The 15,344-nt window shown below is 49.6% G+C and carries 12 protein-coding genes; 3 read left to right on the forward strand and 9 right to left on the reverse strand.

Features of this window, described 5'->3' with window-relative positions; all coding sequences use genetic code 11:
- Positions 1-129: 129 nt before the first annotated feature.
- From J3L11_RS16440 to J3L11_RS16460, 5 genes are all read right to left on the reverse strand, one after another.
- Complete coding sequence (locus J3L11_RS16440; protein WP_207571669.1) at positions 130-609, reverse strand: hypothetical protein; 480 nt, start codon at positions 607-609, stop codon at positions 130-132.
- A 104-nt stretch (positions 610-713) separates the two neighbouring features.
- The gene (locus J3L11_RS16445) at positions 714-1,220 is read right to left on the reverse strand and encodes a DUF2199 domain-containing protein (RefSeq protein WP_207571670.1); all 507 of its coding nucleotides are present in this window, start codon (positions 1,218-1,220) and stop codon (positions 714-716) included.
- Between the two features lie 117 nt (positions 1,221-1,337).
- Complete coding sequence (locus J3L11_RS16450) at positions 1,338-1,778, reverse strand: hypothetical protein (protein WP_207571671.1); 441 nt, start codon at positions 1,776-1,778, stop codon at positions 1,338-1,340.
- Between the two features lie 443 nt (positions 1,779-2,221).
- A complete protein-coding gene (locus J3L11_RS16455) occupies positions 2,222-3,109 on the reverse strand; it encodes a toll/interleukin-1 receptor domain-containing protein (RefSeq protein WP_207571672.1) in 888 nt (295 codons plus the stop codon).
- Positions 3,110-4,288: 1,179 nt separating this feature from the next.
- Positions 4,289-6,046, reverse strand: coding sequence for a DUF885 family protein (locus J3L11_RS16460; RefSeq protein WP_207571673.1), 1,758 nt, complete (start codon positions 6,044-6,046; stop codon positions 4,289-4,291).
- A 109-nt stretch (positions 6,047-6,155) separates the two neighbouring features.
- Between J3L11_RS16460 and J3L11_RS16465 the strand changes: the two genes are divergently transcribed.
- Positions 6,156-8,552: a glycoside hydrolase family 127 protein gene (locus tag J3L11_RS16465; RefSeq protein WP_207571674.1), complete on the forward strand. Its 2,397-nt coding sequence runs from the start codon at positions 6,156-6,158 to the stop codon at positions 8,550-8,552.
- 70 nt (positions 8,553-8,622) lie between these two features.
- Positions 8,623-9,837 carry a Xaa-Pro peptidase family protein gene (locus tag J3L11_RS16470; RefSeq protein WP_207571675.1) on the forward strand — a complete coding sequence of 405 codons (1,215 nt, stop codon included), beginning with the start codon at positions 8,623-8,625 and terminating at the stop codon, positions 9,835-9,837.
- Between the two features lie 35 nt (positions 9,838-9,872).
- Here the strand turns inward: J3L11_RS16470 and J3L11_RS16475 are convergent, their stop codons facing one another.
- On the reverse strand, positions 9,873-10,133 hold the full coding sequence (locus tag J3L11_RS16475) for a hypothetical protein (protein WP_207571691.1): 261 nt from the start codon (positions 10,131-10,133) through the stop codon (positions 9,873-9,875).
- Between the two features lie 677 nt (positions 10,134-10,810).
- Between J3L11_RS16475 and J3L11_RS16480 the strand changes: the two genes are divergently transcribed.
- A complete protein-coding gene (locus J3L11_RS16480) occupies positions 10,811-11,395 on the forward strand; it encodes an NTP transferase domain-containing protein (RefSeq protein WP_207571676.1) in 585 nt (194 codons plus the stop codon).
- A gap of 12 nt (positions 11,396-11,407) precedes the next feature.
- Here J3L11_RS16480 and J3L11_RS16485 read toward each other — a convergent pair whose 3' ends face one another.
- The 3 genes from J3L11_RS16485 to J3L11_RS16495 form a co-directional block, all read right to left on the reverse strand.
- Entirely contained in the window at positions 11,408-12,463 is a 1,056-nt protein-coding gene (locus J3L11_RS16485) for an XdhC family protein (RefSeq protein WP_207571677.1), read from the reverse strand.
- A 102-nt stretch (positions 12,464-12,565) separates the two neighbouring features.
- Positions 12,566-14,869, reverse strand: coding sequence for a molybdopterin cofactor-binding domain-containing protein (locus J3L11_RS16490; RefSeq protein ID WP_207571678.1), 2,304 nt, complete (start codon positions 14,867-14,869; stop codon positions 12,566-12,568).
- Positions 14,853-15,335 (reverse strand): (2Fe-2S)-binding protein, encoded by a 483-nt coding sequence (locus J3L11_RS16495; protein ID WP_133037420.1) that lies wholly within the window; start codon positions 15,333-15,335, stop codon positions 14,853-14,855. Before J3L11_RS16495 ends, J3L11_RS16490 begins: the two co-directional genes overlap by 17 nt.
- Between the last annotated feature and the right edge of the window lie 9 nt (positions 15,336-15,344).

A 15,344-nucleotide genomic window follows, 5' to 3' on the forward strand; every position in this document is an offset into this window, starting at 1 on the left:
TTAATTGCCTGCATGCGAAAGCTCTTGGTCACACTCAATACCATGATGAAAAACGGAACCCGCTGGGGCGAAAAATCAACTCAATTGGCGTAATAAGTATTGACGGAATGCCACAGTCACTTGTTAGGCTTACAACGCAGCATACGTTGTTTCTTCTATTTGTGCCCCATCAGGATTAACCCAGCTCAGAACTGCATTATAAGCAGTAGGACTACCTAAATGGATTGCAGCTATGAGTGTAACAGAGGCGCCAGGACTTAATGTTGGAACAGGGAATTTACTGTCATAGTCTGATTTGATTAGCGGGTTATCTTCTGGCTTATTCACCAATAGTTTCAACTTAATATCTTTAGCTGCTACGTCGCTGATATTTGTAATTCGGAAACGATATGTCTTACCGTCCTTGAAAATGTCAAACGCAAGTCTTGCTGAGTTTTTCCCTTTTTCTTCGCGGAGCAATATTTCAAGTTGTTTTTTGGCTAGATCGGATGTAGCACGCTGAAGGTCGTTTGATTCTTTTTGTATTTTTCTTTGGCCAAACCAGACCGTAAGGCTGACAAAAACTGCCACACAGCCAAGTACGATACTTAAAATTTCATATTTGCTCATGCGCTATCCTTGTAGCCTAACGCCCGGCTCACCGAGCAAATTTTGATGGCGACTTTTTTGGAACAAAAAAGGTGACAGTAAAATTTGTCTGGTGCAGCCGCTTGTTAGCCATGCATTGCAACCTCAGCGATTTTTTGCGCTTTCTCAATACTAATACCGTTTACGAAATCGTGGTAAAACTCATGATCTACCTCGTGCAAACAAAGGTAAGGTCGAGCACCATCAGCCTGCGGGTGAACGTCGGTAGCCAACGAATGTGTGCTTTCGTAGTAAGGTAATTTGCTGCAAAACCAACCAAAGTAAGCCCTTTCAGTGTCTGGCTCGTCCCATGTTTCTAAGTAGTGCTCGTAACTTTCTTTGCTAAGCGAAACCCACACGCCCCACATGAAAGGCTCTGTTACCCCGTGAATGGGTATTTCAATTATCACTCGTGCAAAATAATGCGTACCGTCTTCATCAGTGTAATAGCAAAGATCGTCGCCGATTTTTCCTTCCTGCTTTACTTCCTCTGGTTGCCCTAACCAAGGATCAGGTGCTTTAAACCCAAAGCTAGGTGAACCTTCGTGTTGCTTTCCACAACAAGAGCATTTAAAACTAAAAATTCCTGCCATATCTCTGATTCTACTTTTTGGGCTAACGCCCGCATTTGGGGCCGTAGTGAAGCGCAGCGGAACGGAGGTCCCAGCCCCGCAGGGGAGAACAACATGCGCTTGTTAAGTGCGAACCCGCTACTCTGCACAAAATTCAGAAAGCCCATGAGCCAAGCGATGCGCTACCCTGTGTGTAACATCAATAAATGGTAGATAATAAGTCTGCCCAGTTTCACGATACTCCAGTCTCTTTTGCATATAGTCATGGGATAGCAACTGGATTGTCCCCACCTCAATTGGCTCGAAAAGCACTATTTGAGCCAACCCATTTTCCATAGACGCTTTCAACAGTGCGCCAAGATTATGGCCGTACTCTTTAGAGCGGAGCTTCTTGATGCTAAGCCCCTTTTTTAGCAAGAACGCCTTAAACGCCAACTCAAGTGAACGGCCAAGTAAAAAATACCCAGGAAATGAAACCTCGGTTTTGTCCCTCAAAACTAAATCTGCCGCCTCAAGGAACTCTTGTGAATGCTTCAAGAAACCATGTGGCGTTTCTACTTGATGTGTATTCTTGCTCATAGCACTTAACGCTCAAAGCAAACGCGCGGTACGCATCGCTTTGCCTTTGCTTGTTATATGCGATTGCATTAAATTTTGAACCTTTGAAACGTTTTTTTGGAGATGAATAGCATCAAACCAAAAAGCGCTAACATGACAAGGCCCAAAGTACCAAAAAAAAGTGTTATTTCTATACTTGATAACTCACTGCTGCGAATAGGTTCATTAATATCAAAATTCATTAAGTCACCTAATACATAGATCATTCCTGTGCCTAATCCGGTAAACAATGACAATAAGACAAGATAAACGCATACCCTAAGAAAATGTTTCTTTTCGCTAAATGGAGCATCAATTCGGTAGTTAAAAATTGAGCTCAATATTTACTCCCATACAAGAATATAACGCCTCAAACACCGGCGCAGCTGTGCTGCGTCCGTGTGCTTTGATTTGTTAGATGATAGTTACTCACTTGCTCTCAGCCTATTAAAGTGGGCTACAAATTTCTGACCATTAGGAGACATTATTAATCTCTTGAAGAACTTTGCTTGTGCTGCAGGGAGCTTGTCGAATTTTACTAACTCATAAGGAATTAATTTCAGCCCAACTTCTCTATACAAGAATCCACCGGCCGATTTTGAATCCCAGTTGCTCTGAAGGCCGTCGCACAATGTTGTGTGGTTACCAAGAAAGAGAGTTAAAAGATCAGATTCTACCTCTTCCTCTGAGCCACTATGTGGAGGAGGTATAACTATTTTTTCTTTCTCAAGGACCTTTTTCAGCTCGGAAAACTTCATTCCAGAAATCGTTGGGTCGGGTATGTCTGATTTTGCATTAACCTTTTTAGGAGGTTTAGGTGTTAATGATATTTTTGAATATTCTGAGTTTGCCTTAACTAGGTGATTTATTGCTGAATCAACTTTTGCTGATGATCTTGCTTTTGCACCAATTACCGTTCTAAGTTCTTCAAAGAACTGAACAAGATCATTTTTCTCTGCTAATTTTCCTGCATGACAACCTGATAGAGGGCCTGGTATATCGCTATAATCAACATCATCAGCGAGTAATGGTTGTAAGTTTTTACGAGCGCCCCATGTGGCACCAAGCTCAAAAAGAACCCAACTTGATACGATAGAATTCTGGGTAAGAAGACCGATTACAACACCAGTTTCGCTCAGCTCGTCTCGCAGAATGGTAGATGAATCACCTCCTATGGGGAGTTTGTGACCTGGGACAGAGGTGCACCGAACTTCCTCATCTTCCAGAACCATACATGAAAAAATACAGTCAACTAACGCAGAAGCTAACTTCTCGTCTGCCGCAGCATGACTTACAAATATTTTAATCGCCATGATTCTCGATAGTTCCTTTAATCATCTAACGCCCCAAGCAGGGGCAATAACACGTAGGCTAAAATACGGAACGAAGTGACGGGAGCCTACGTGTTAGTGTCCCGCTGCCTTGGTTTGTTATGTTTTTTACTCTGGTAAATATGGCATAAATGTACGTAGCAGTAGCACAACTACCAACCCCAGACCGAAAATTAATAAAGAGTTCATCTTATTGTTCTCATTGCATTTATCTAGAATAAAAACACGCATATATAAAAGCAATAGACTAATCAACAAGGCTATTGGCACTTCGATAATGTGGGATAGACTTTGATGGCCATATCCAAAAGAGACAATGCAAATCCAAAGTATTGGTATAGCAATAGGAGCGCAAAGATCACTCCAATAAAGAGCATTTCTGCGTCTGGCTTTGTACCAAGCCAGCAATGCAAAAATCACATAAATAAAAACGCAGAAAATGAATAATCCAATCATTGGCTAGCCAAAAACATAACAGTGTATTAGACGACAAAATGTCGGAATATATCACGACATTTTGTCGTTTTTCATGATCAGTTACTGCTCACTTTATGCGCTTATCTGTATGAAAGCAATCAATAATACTGCAGTTTCCTCGGAGGAATTATTGCGTGAAAAACGACAGATTTATACGGCTTATGAGCAAAAAACGACATCCGGTAGATACTGCAAATTTAACCAGTAATTTTAGGCATAAATGACGATGGCGGACGGTAAAAACGCTGGCAGTTCTGATAAATGGTTTGTGCGAACATCATCGGTATAACAGGGATAAATGCGCGGGCACTGACCTGCAGGAAGCGCCACCACCAATGAGCCAAATCGGGTCAATTGTTGCGTTCAAGCGATCTGTTTTATAAAAGGTTTGTTGGTGCGTCTAGCCAAATGTGCAGCTTCCGGTTGCGACATTTTATAGCGCGGTGAGGCATTCTGGCTCCACGGGCGAACACCTCCTTTGCCCACTTGAGTACACTCAGTCACGGCTATAGGTGATATGGGAATGACTGCTCACAACAGCGAGATAGCGCACGAGCTGCACCGCTGAGTGAACATTATTTGTGAGGACCGTTAACACTATGCATTAAGCAATGTAAATCGTGGAAGACTAGGGTGAGACATCCATGTCCTACCGCATTGAGTTACCCGTCAGCAGTTGGCTAGCTAGTCCTGATAAGGTGACGGGCCACCATCTTTGATGAATTGATCGATACGCGCATCTAGCACTTTTATTGGCACAGAACCAAGTTGCAGTACCGTGTCGTGGAAATTGCGGATATCAAACTTGCTACCGAGGGCTTTTTCGGCTTTGGCGCGATTTTTCTCAATATCCATTTCACCCAGATAGTAGGACAGTGCCTGACCCGGCCAAGCGATATAGCGGTCTACTTCTGTGGTCACTTCATGCACCGACAGCGCGGTGTTATCCAGCATAAAGTCCTGCGCTTGTTTGCGGCTCCAGCCTTTGGCGTGGATGCCGGTGTCTACTACTAACCTTGCCGCGCGCCACATCTGGTAGCTCAACATGCCGAAGATTTCGTAAGGGGTGTGGTAGATGCCCATCTCTTCGCCAAGTTTTTCACAGTAAAGCGCCCAGCCTTCGCCGTAGGCGGAGATGTAATAGTTACGGCGAAATTCTGGCAGTTCTTTGTTCTCGGCGGCCAATGGCATCTGGAAGGCGTGCCCAGGTGCCGATTCGTGCAGTGTCAGCGCTGGCAGTGAGTACAATGGCCGCGATGGCAGATTGTAGGTGTTGACCAGATAGATGCCTGGACCACCGCGTCCACCGGTATAGAAGGGGGCTAGGTCATCAGGCACTGGCACAATGGCAAAGCGGCGACGCGGCAGGCGGCCAAACCAGTCACCAGCCACCGCATCAAACTCTTTGGCTATCCAGGCGGCGCGGTCCAGCAGTGCCTGTGGGGTTTTCACGTAGAACTGCGGATCGGTGCGCAGGAAATCCAGAAAAGCTTTTAAGTCACCTTTAAAGCCCACTTGCTGCATGATCTGATGCATCCGCTCACGAATTTTAGCAACTTCATCGAGTCCAATTTGGTGGATTTGCTCGGCGCTCAGATCCAGCGTGGTGTACTTCTCAATCTGTGACTTATAAAAAGCTTTGCCGTTAGGTAAGTCATAGGCGGCAAGCGATTTGACGGCACCGGGAATATATTCTTGCCGCAGAAAGGTCAGCACCTGCTGATGCGCCGGGATCACATAGTCACTCATGGCCTTGAGGCCAGCGGCCTTTAGTTCAGCCTGGACGGATGCTGGAATGGTGTCCGGCATTTTCGTAAAGGGTTTGAAGAACACATTGTCAGCAGGGGCGGCATTGGCCACGGACGCCGCCGTAGCATCACGCCCTTGCAGGGTGATCTGCGGCAGGGTAAAACCACGTTTTAAGCCGGCACGCATGTTGTCGATATTTTGCTGAAAGTAGCGCGGCATCTCTGCCAGCCACTGCAAATAGTGACGATAGTCCTGCTCGGTGTGAAAGGTCTGATCTGGCATATAGGTGAGATCGCCCCAGAACGAGGTGTCACCAGATAGCGGCCGTTCATACACTTTATTAATGATGTCAGACATCAAGGAGCCAATCTGTTCCTTATACACTGCCAGATTGATTTTGTTGGCAGCAGATAACTGCTTGCTATCCAGTTTATCAAGCTGTTGCTCAACATTTTGCCAGTATTTGAGTTGTGCTTGTTGTGTTTTAAGGCTGACATCTGGCAAAGAAGAAGGTACGGCATCCAGATCGCTGTCTTCATCAACACTGTTTTGGCTTTGCCGCCATTGCCATTCGCTGGAATAGATTTTTTCAAATTGTTGATTGCTATCGGCGGCCACGGCGCTGTATGCCGGCTGCAACAATGCACAGGCTGCCAGCAGCACTGCACGGGAGCCCACTGCAAATTTTGCCACGTTCCTTCTCCTTGGGTTGATTAAAAAATACATATATCGTATACATTATAAAAAAGAAAATTAAAAGCCTTTGTTCATTGTGGGCGAATTTGCTATCCAGGAGAACAATATGTGCCACCTGTGTTTATCAGCCAGTAGACGCCGGGTTTTACAAGGTATGTCAGCGTTGGCTGCGCTATCTGCCATTCCACTAACTGGTTGTGCCAGCTCGCAAAAAACGACATTGCCTGAGCGCCCACTGCCCCTTACTGCACAGCCGTTGCCTTTACAGGCAGTGCGGTTGCTGCCTTCTGATTTCAACCGTGCGCTAGAGGCCAATACCCGCTACCTCATGTTATTGGAGCCTGATCGTCTGCTACATAACTTCCGTTTATTTGCTGGTCTTAAACCCAAAGGTGAAATATACGGCGGCTGGGAAAGTGACACCATAGCCGGTCATACATTAGGGCACTACATGTCAGCACTGGCATTATTGCACGCGCAGACTGGCAATCCTGAAGCTAAGCAGCGACTGCAATATATTGTGGCTGAGTTGACTGAAGTGCAGAACGCCGAAGGTGATGGCTACGTTGCAGGTTTTTCCCGTAAACGTAAAGACAAAACCATCGTTGATGGTAAAGAGATTTTTGCCGAAATCAAAGCGGGTGATATCCGGTCAGCGGGATTCGATTTAAACGGTTGCTGGGTACCTTTTTACAACTGGCACAAGCTGTATGCCGGTTTGTTTGATGCGCAGCAATATTGCGGCATTGACCAGGCATTGACCATAGCCGTGAAGCTGGGCGGTTATATTGAGGACGTATTTGCGGCCCTAGATGAGCAGCAAGTGCAGCGGGTATTGGATTGCGAACATGGGGGCATTAACGAGAGTTTTGCCGAGCTATATGCGCGTACTCAGGATCCGCGCTGGCTGAAACTGGCTCAGCGTCTGTACCACAAAAAAGTGCTGACACCGCTGAGCCAGCGCCAGGACGATTTACCGAATATCCACGCCAATACCCAGATCCCCAAACTGATTGGCCTAGCACGACTGCACGAACTGACGGGGAATGCTAGCGACCAGACCGCTGCAAGTTTTTTCTGGGAAACGGTAACTCAACACCATTCTTATGTGATTGGGGGCAATGCCGACCGTGAATATTTCTTCGACGCCGATGCCATCGCCAACCATATTACCGAACAAACCTGCGAAGCCTGTAATACCTACAATATGCTGAAATTGACCCGTCATTTATACAGTTGGGGCGTCAATGCGGCCTATTTTGACTATTATGAGCGGGCGCATTTGAATCATATTCTGGCGCAGCTTGACCCCGAATCTGGCATGGTCACTTATATGACACCCTTGATGTCGGGTGCCGCCCGTGAGTATTCGACTCCGTTTGACAGTTTCTGGTGTTGTAACGGTTCCGGCATGGAAAGTCATGCCAAACACGGCGATTCTATCTGGTGGCACAGCGAAGACACCTTGTTTGTTAACCTTTATATTCCCTCAACGGCCAACTGGCAGCAACAGCAAGCGGCTTTGACGTTGGATACTCAGTATCCCTATGACGGCGCCATTAGCATCAACATCGACCGGGCCGAAAGTGCGTTTACCCTGGCACTGCGTATTCCTGGTTGGGCCGGTGATGATTGGCAACTCCTGCTCAATGGTAAATCGGTTAGCGCCGAGCAAGACAAGGGCTATGCCTACCTATCACGCCGTTGGCAAGCGGGCGATAAATTACAACTGCTGCTGCCAATGACGTTGCGACTGGAAGCTACGCCGGGTAATGAACAAGTGGTGGCAGTATTGCGTGGCCCGATGGTGCTAGCGGCGGACATGGGCGCCAGTGAGGTGCCATTTGACGGCAGCGCTCCGGCATTAGCAGGCAATGATCTGTTGGCGGGATTTGTGCCGCTGCCCGGTGCTCCGGCAACCTATAAGACCCAAGGTATTGGCAAACCAACTGATATGAGCTTTTCTGCTTTTTACGCCAATCATCATCGTCGCAGCGCCGTGTACTTCAAGCGTTTTACCGATGCACAGTGGACGGCGGAAGAAGTGGCGTATGCGGCTGAACAGACGCGTCTCAAAGACTTGGCTGAGCGTTCCGTGGATGTTATGCACCTTGGCGAAATGCAGGCAGAACGTGATCATCAGTTGGACGCAGAGATCAGCTATCCAGTGGTCTATCGCGGTCGCAATGGCCGTGATGCCCGCACTGGCGGTTTTTTCTCATTTCACATGAAAACCGCCAAAGGCCCATTGAAACTGCAGGCCCGTTATTGGGGCGAAGAGCGTAAACGCTTGTTCTACATCTTGGTGGACGGCGAACGCATTGCCAACCAGCAGTTGAACTTTGATAAACCCGGTGAGTTTTTTGAGGTGGAATACGCTATTCCGCAAAGACTAACGCAGGGAAAATCGCAGATCACCGTACGTTTCGAACCCGCGCCGGGGAATACCGCTGGTCCAGTATTTGGTGTACTGTTGTTGAAACCTAAATCCAGTGAAATATAAGTTGGCGGTTGCCCGGCAATTCCGGCGACCGCCTTTGCTATTAAGGCCTGTGTTCAGGCAAGGAGAATTCATGTCAGACAATGGCATTGGCGGCAAGACCCGCGAACAGGCATTGGCAGCGCTCAACAATATGACCACTGAGGCAGTGGCGATCAGCCGTGATGAGTATCAAACGCGGATGCATAAAGCGCAGCTATATATGCAGCAGCATGGGATTGAAGCCTTATATCTTAATGCTGGTACTAACCTGCGCTATTTTACTGCGCTGGAGTGGGGCACCAGTGAACGGCTGATGGGGGCAATTTTGCCCGCCAATGGTGACTTAATTTATCTGGCACCCGCCTTTGAAATCGATACCATCCGTGAGCGTCAGGTTTTTGCGGGGGACATTTATGGCTGGGAAGAGCATGAAAGTCCTTATGAATTGCTGGTGCGAGTGTTGGCAAAACAGGGGATTGTTTCTGGTAAGCTGGCCTTGGATGAGTCCACCGCATTTTTTATGGCAGATGGCATTGCTAAAGTTGCCGGTGGTCTGAGTTTGGTCAACGGTGGCGTGGTGACTGCGCACTGCCGTATGCACAAATCTGTGGCAGAGATCGCCTTGATCAAACAGGCAATGGCAATGACGCTAGAAGTACACAAAGCCGCCGCCAGTATTTTGCATGAAGGCATTAGCACCACTGAGGTGGAGCAGTTTATTGAGGCCGCACATCGCAAAGTAGGCGCTTCCGGTTCCTATTTTTGCATTGTGCTGTTTGGCAAAGCGACGTCATTCCCCCATGGCGTCAAAGACCCGCAGATCCTCAAAACTGGCGATATGGTATTGATCGATACCGGCTGTCGGTTACAGGGTTACCATTCCGATATTACCCGCAGTTATGTGTTTGGCGAAGCAACTGCGCGGCAACGGCAGATTTGGCAGGCAGAACAGAATGCACAATTGGCCGCATTTGCTGCCGCCAAGCTGGGATTGCCATGTGGTGCCGTCGATGACGCGGCACGGGCGTCGCTGCAACAGGATGGTTTAGGGCCAGATTATTGTCTGCCAGGGCTGCCCCATCGTACTGGTCACGGACTGGGGCTGGATATTCATGAACAACCTTATCTGGTGCGCGGCAATCCAATCCCACTGGAACCTGGTATGGTGTTTTCTAACGAACCTATGATAGTGGTGCCTGGGGAATTTGGTGTGCGGCTGGAAGATCACTTTTATATGAGCGAGCAAGGCCCCGAGTGGTTTACGCAGCCGAGTACTAGCATCGACGATCCGTTCGGTATCCGTTAAGTCAACGCATGACAGGCTGGCTGGACGCTGGCCTGTTATTTTCCTTTGTTAGCTATTGGCGCGACGATGGCCGTTGCCAGTTCATTGGCAAAATCCGGCAGTTTTGCCGCCATCCCGCAAATTTTATGGCATTGCGCGCACTGACTACGCTTGCCACAACTCCACAAACATAACTGCCACAACGCCTGTTTGGATTGCCGATCCAGACACTGTAATTCAGCCGCACACAGATGCCCGGCTAACATCAGTTCTGCCAACTTGGCCTCACTGATGGCAACGTTGATGGTTCTAGACATGTTGGCTTCCTTATTATGCAAATGATAACTATTATCAATTATGCAATAACTTTTGACTTTTTGCGCTGCCAATTTCTTTGGTTTTGTGATGCGAAACATTTTCTTCGAGATGGCACCAGTGCGGTGACTGGGCGAACGCACTGCAATCAGTTGCTTGATGTGCAGCCGCCACTATGGATACGGTAAACGGCTGCACTCGTTGCTTCAATAACGCTGAAACCCTGTTACAGCAGCGGTTAGCGGCGAGTTACGCTTTGGATGTGCACTACAATAATCGCTATTCAAAGTGCTATAGAGTGCTTTTGAGTGCTCTAAAGTGCTGGTATCGCATAATTATTGACCGATTTGTTGGGGCGTACCCCGTTGATACGCAGACTAGCGCTAGGCAAAATCACCCAGATGATATTTTAGTCCCGTATTATTGGGCTGTTGATGTATGACATTGCTGCGGAAGATAACCGTCATCTGGCGTAAGCGCCCAAGATACAAACCTAAGAATACGACTTACCCGCAAGCCCCGTGTTGCTGTCAAGCTGTGGGCAACTGGTGTCCCGTTTACTGAAACGGCGCACGCCATCGCTGCAAGCTAAAGCTGTTAGCGTTAGTATTATCCCCGAGACAGAAGAAAAATAGCCGGGCGCTATCCAACGATTTGCGACTCGCCAAGAGACATCAAGATGACAGATAAGCGACACACCGCAGGCATTTTGCTGCTAGCGGCCGGTAAAGGGCAACGATTCCAAGCGGCCGGGGGCCAAGGCAATAAATTGCTGGCACCTTATGCCGACGCTAATGGACAATACAGGCCTTTATTGGCGTTGACTCTGGCAGCAGCAACTGCCACTGGGTTACCGCTGCATCTGGTCACCCGGCCACAGGAGTCGGCAATTATCGACCTTGCGCAAACCTATGGGGCCACCGTAACGCTGCTGGACAGTGATGGTAGTGGTGATTCTATCGCGGCAGGCGTGCGGGCCACTGCCAACTGGCGTGGTTGGCTAATTGTGCCGGGTGATATGGCGTGGCTGACCACTGCTGACTACTTGAACGTTGCCAATGCGCTGGTGGATGACACGGCTCAGGCGCGTCTGATGTGGCAGGAGATCCCCGGTCATCCGGTGGGGTTTGGCCGTGCCTATTTTGATGGATTATCGGCACTAAATGGAGATCAGGGCGCACGGCAATTACTGTCGCCGCAACAGTTGCAACGCTTGCCGGGGCATGCAGGAGTGATTAAGGACGCGGATTTACCACATCCTTAAACGCTGCAGAAATTAAATGGCGCAACTAGCGGCATCTTCGCTGATACTCTCCAGTGTATCCAGCGTCCCTTGTACGACGGGCGCTGATGTTTGCTGACCAAGATTTTTTACCCGCACAATATCGGCCATAATCGCTAGGGCAATTTCGGCGGGTGTTTTACTGCCGAGTGCCAGCCCAATGGGCGCATGGATGCGTGCCAGTTCTGTTTCACTCAGTTCGCCGATGCGCACTAGCCGCTCGCGCCGTTTACCGGAATTGCGGGCCGAGCCCATAGCACCAATATAAAATGCTGGCGTATTCACCGCTTCCATCATGGTCAGATCATCCAAGCGTGGGTCGTGGGTCAGTGCCACAATGGCGGTGTTAACGTGACAGCCGTTTTGTTCCAGATATTTCGCCGGAAATGTCGGTACTAATCGCGTGCCTTTTGGCAACTCGGTTGCCAGCGTTTGCAACTGTTCAGCGCGAGGCTCACACAATAACACTTCAAAACCCAGTGCATACCCAAATTCGGCGCAGTAATGAGCTACAGGTGAATAACCTGCCAGCAGCAGACACGGGGCCGCCGCTATACGAATGTCAATATTTGGATACTGGCAACTGATAGCGGTATTACCGGCATAATTACTCGGTTCAATACTGTGACAGGCGCGGGGTAATGTGAGTTTTTTAGCAATGGACTGATAGCCTTGGACCGCTTGCAGTTGTTGCTGCAGATAGTCGACGGTTGCGGTTCCGGCAGGTAAGTATTCGACCAGTACCTCCAAAATACCTCCGCAGGGCAGCCGTACTTCCGGGGCCAGTTCACCGTCACCATAACGTACCACCTGACTGGCTTCGCGCCAGCGGCCAGCGGCGATCTGTTTCAGAAAATGCTCTTCAACACAACCGCCAGACAACGAGCCACAATGCCGACCATCATGGCGGGAGACCAGCAACGAACCGGGTGACCGTGGTGATGAACCCCAAGTGTGCAACACAGTGCATAACCAGATGGCTTCATCTCTGGCCCAATCTACGGCCTGTTGTAGGACTTTAGCGTCGAGTGGTTGGGAAGTTTGCGACATACATCGGTTCCTGTCAGCGGATAAGCGACAATAACCGCTTACCATAACGATTGATGAAATAAATAAAGCCCGATACCAGCATCGGGCTTTGCTGTCTAAGACTTATGCCTTCAGCGCGTTTTTGACATCATCCGGGGTCATCGGGATTTTTCTGAGTCGCACCCCAACCGCGTTATAGATAGCATTGGCGATCGCTGGGGCAACTGGCGTTACCGCCGGTTCCCCTAAGCCAGAAGGTGCCATCTTGCTGGGCATAAACTCAATTTTAACCTCCGGTGTTTGGCCAATACGCAACGGGGTGTAGGTGTCGAAGTTGCCGTCTTTGAACTTACCGTTTACCAACTCGGTTCCTTCATATAACGCCATTGACAAACCCCACAGTGCCGCGCCCTGACATTGAGCTTCCGCACCATTAGGATCAACAATAATCCCCGCATCCACCGCGACATAGAGCTTCTGCACATCCACCAGCCCGGTGGCTTTATCTACATGCACTTGTGCAGCAACGGCGACCCAAGTCGGCATATCGCGTTCCTGACCAAAAGTGGATGCAATCCCCAGCCCCGTGCCTTCTGGTTGTGGTGAGCCCCAACCGATCATGGCGGCGGCTTTTTTCAACACTGCGGCCTGACGGCTGGCGCCCCCAGCGGCAATCGGACCTGCCCCGGCGTTACGGCCTTCTGCGGTCAACAATTGCAGACGGAACTCCAGCGGATCTTTGCCTGCATGGTGTGCCGCTTCATCCATAAAGCTTTCTACTGCCCAACCGGTCCAGCCTGGACTAACGGAACGTAACCAACCGGGACGGAAAGAATCATTCGCCAGGTCGTTAGATACGGCACGAACCTTTTGGGCTCCTACGTTGTACCAGTGATCGGCTCCCGCAATAGAGAAGGGGTCATACGGCTGCCCATTGATGCCTTTAGGCATAAATACCGGGATCATCACCTCTGTTGGCCAGCCAGCAGTGGCGTGGTGCTCCATGGCAACTACACCTTTGTTTTCATCAAAGGCCATTTTCAGTTGCTGTACCGAGGCCGAGCGTGGGCTGTCAAACGCCAGATCCTGCGGGCGCATCATCAGCATCTTGACTGGCTTACCGCCCAGCGCTTTGGATGCTAACGCTGCTGGCACTGTGTAATCGCCGTTCAGACGGCGGCCAAAACCGCCACCTAGCAGATAAGCCCGAATGGTAATTTCATCTTCACTGACCCCAAGGGCTTTAGCCAACACCGGCGTTGTCAGTGATTGCCACTGACAACCGGAATGGATTTCCCAGAGGCCGTCTTGATTACGAAATACCAGTGCGTTCAGCGGTTCCATCTGCGCATGCAGCACCGTGGCCGTCAGATATTCGTGTTCGATAGTGTCGCCGGCCTTGGCAAACACGGCATCGGTATTGGTATCACCGGTATCGAGAATGGCACCCTTGCTGCTGTCTTTTAGCAGCTCACGGCCATGATTGATAATATCGGCTTCTGATACCTTAGCTGCGGCACCGGCCTGCCAACTGACTTTCACTTTTGCCGCGGCTTTCTGTGCTGCCGTGAAGCTGTCAGCAATCACCATCACCCAACCAGGAACCGTACCGCTAGGATCGTCCAGCACCAACGTTTGCTGGTAACCTTTCACGCTTTTGGCGGCGCTGTCATCCATCTGGGTGACTTTGGCGCCATAACGGGTGGGCGGCAGCAGCGGGGCGGCGTAGACCATCCCATCGACTTTGGCATCAATACCAAAAATGGCTTTACCGTTAGTTTTGTTGGCAATGTCTAGCGACGTCACCGCTTTCCCCACCAACTGCAGATCATCATTAGGTTTCAGCGGCAGTGCTTTTAGTTCATCTTCAGTAAACTGGCGGGTCAGCCCCATAGCGACTAATTCGCCATAGCTGATTTCACGATTACCGGAGATCACCTTACCGGCGTGCGCCTCACAAGCGTTTGCTGACACGCCCCATTTTTTTGCAGCGGCTTCAATCAGTGCTGTACGCCCGGCGGCGCCAGCCTGACGATATACTGGCCAGCTCTGCGAGACCGACCAACTACCACCGGTGACCATCAGCCCCCATTTTTTGGCGCTGTCGACGTGGACAATTTCTACATTTTCCCACGGGACTTCCAGTTCATCAGCCAGAATTCGGGCGATGGAGGTTCCCACATGCTGGCCCATTTCGGCACGGATGATATTCACTTTCACTTTGCCGGCTTGATCGATGGAGTACCACAGTGATGGCTCGTACAACGCACCTTCATCTGGCAATACCTTGCCATCGGCAGTGGCTGGATCCATTGCCGCCAACACGCTACGAGGAAAGCCGAAGCTGACGCCCACTGCGGTCATGGCGACGAGGAAGCCGCGGCGGGTCATCCCTGCCGCTTCGCGTTTATTAGACAGCCTGATCATCTTTAGCCCCCTGTTTCAGCGCATCTGCGGCTTCGTGAATGGCTTCACGGATACGCACGTAGGTCATACAGCGACACAGATTACCGCCCATCACTGCATCGATTTCAGCATCTGAAGGTTCTGGAATATCTTTCAGTAGTGCGGCAGCTTGCATGATCTGACCTGACTGGCAATAACCACACTGGGGTACCTGATGCTTCTGCCAAGCTTTTTGCAGCGGATGGTCGCCATTTGCCGAAAGACCTTCAATGGTGGTGATGTTGGCACCTTCTACCGCCGATACCGGCGTGATACAAGAACGGGTAGCCCTGCCGCCGACATGGACGGTACAGGCACCACAAGTCCCAATACCACAACCGAATTTAGTACCAGTCATGTCCAGTTCGTCACGGATAACCCATAGCAGAGGGGTATCTGCATCAACGTCAGCCACCACTGGCTTACCATTTAAAATAAATTTAGCCATTTGCTCACT

The organism is Shewanella sp. 4t3-1-2LB (genome assembly GCF_017368415.1).
Taxonomy (GTDB): domain Bacteria; phylum Pseudomonadota; class Gammaproteobacteria; order Enterobacterales; family Shewanellaceae; genus Shewanella; species Shewanella fodinae.

What these genes read in the sequence shown, in the direction of transcription:
- J3L11_RS16440 (WP_207571669.1), bottom strand. Translation starts at nt 609, where the DNA reads ATGAGCAAATATGAAATTTTAAGTATCGTACTTGGCTGTGTGGCAGTT.
- J3L11_RS16445 (WP_207571670.1), bottom strand. Translation starts at nt 1,220, where the DNA reads ATGGCAGGAATTTTTAGTTTTAAATGCTCTTGTTGTGGAAAGCAACAC.
- J3L11_RS16450 (WP_207571671.1), bottom strand. Translation starts at nt 1,778, where the DNA reads ATGAGCAAGAATACACATCAAGTAGAAACGCCACATGGTTTCTTGAAG.
- J3L11_RS16455 (WP_207571672.1), bottom strand. Translation starts at nt 3,109, where the DNA reads ATGGCGATTAAAATATTTGTAAGTCATGCTGCGGCAGACGAGAAGTTA.
- J3L11_RS16465 (WP_207571674.1), top strand. Translation starts at nt 6,156, where the DNA reads ATGTGCCACCTGTGTTTATCAGCCAGTAGACGCCGGGTTTTACAAGGT.
- J3L11_RS16470 (WP_207571675.1), top strand. Translation starts at nt 8,623, where the DNA reads ATGTCAGACAATGGCATTGGCGGCAAGACCCGCGAACAGGCATTGGCA.
- J3L11_RS16475 (WP_207571691.1), bottom strand. Translation starts at nt 10,133, where the DNA reads ATGTCTAGAACCATCAACGTTGCCATCAGTGAGGCCAAGTTGGCAGAA.
- J3L11_RS16480 (WP_207571676.1), top strand. Translation starts at nt 10,811, where the DNA reads ATGACAGATAAGCGACACACCGCAGGCATTTTGCTGCTAGCGGCCGGT.
- J3L11_RS16485 (WP_207571677.1), bottom strand. Translation starts at nt 12,463, where the DNA reads ATGTCGCAAACTTCCCAACCACTCGACGCTAAAGTCCTACAACAGGCC.
- J3L11_RS16490 (WP_207571678.1), bottom strand. Translation starts at nt 14,869, where the DNA reads ATGATCAGGCTGTCTAATAAACGCGAAGCGGCAGGGATGACCCGCCGC.
- J3L11_RS16495 (WP_133037420.1), bottom strand. Translation starts at nt 15,335, where the DNA reads ATGGCTAAATTTATTTTAAATGGTAAGCCAGTGGTGGCTGACGTTGAT.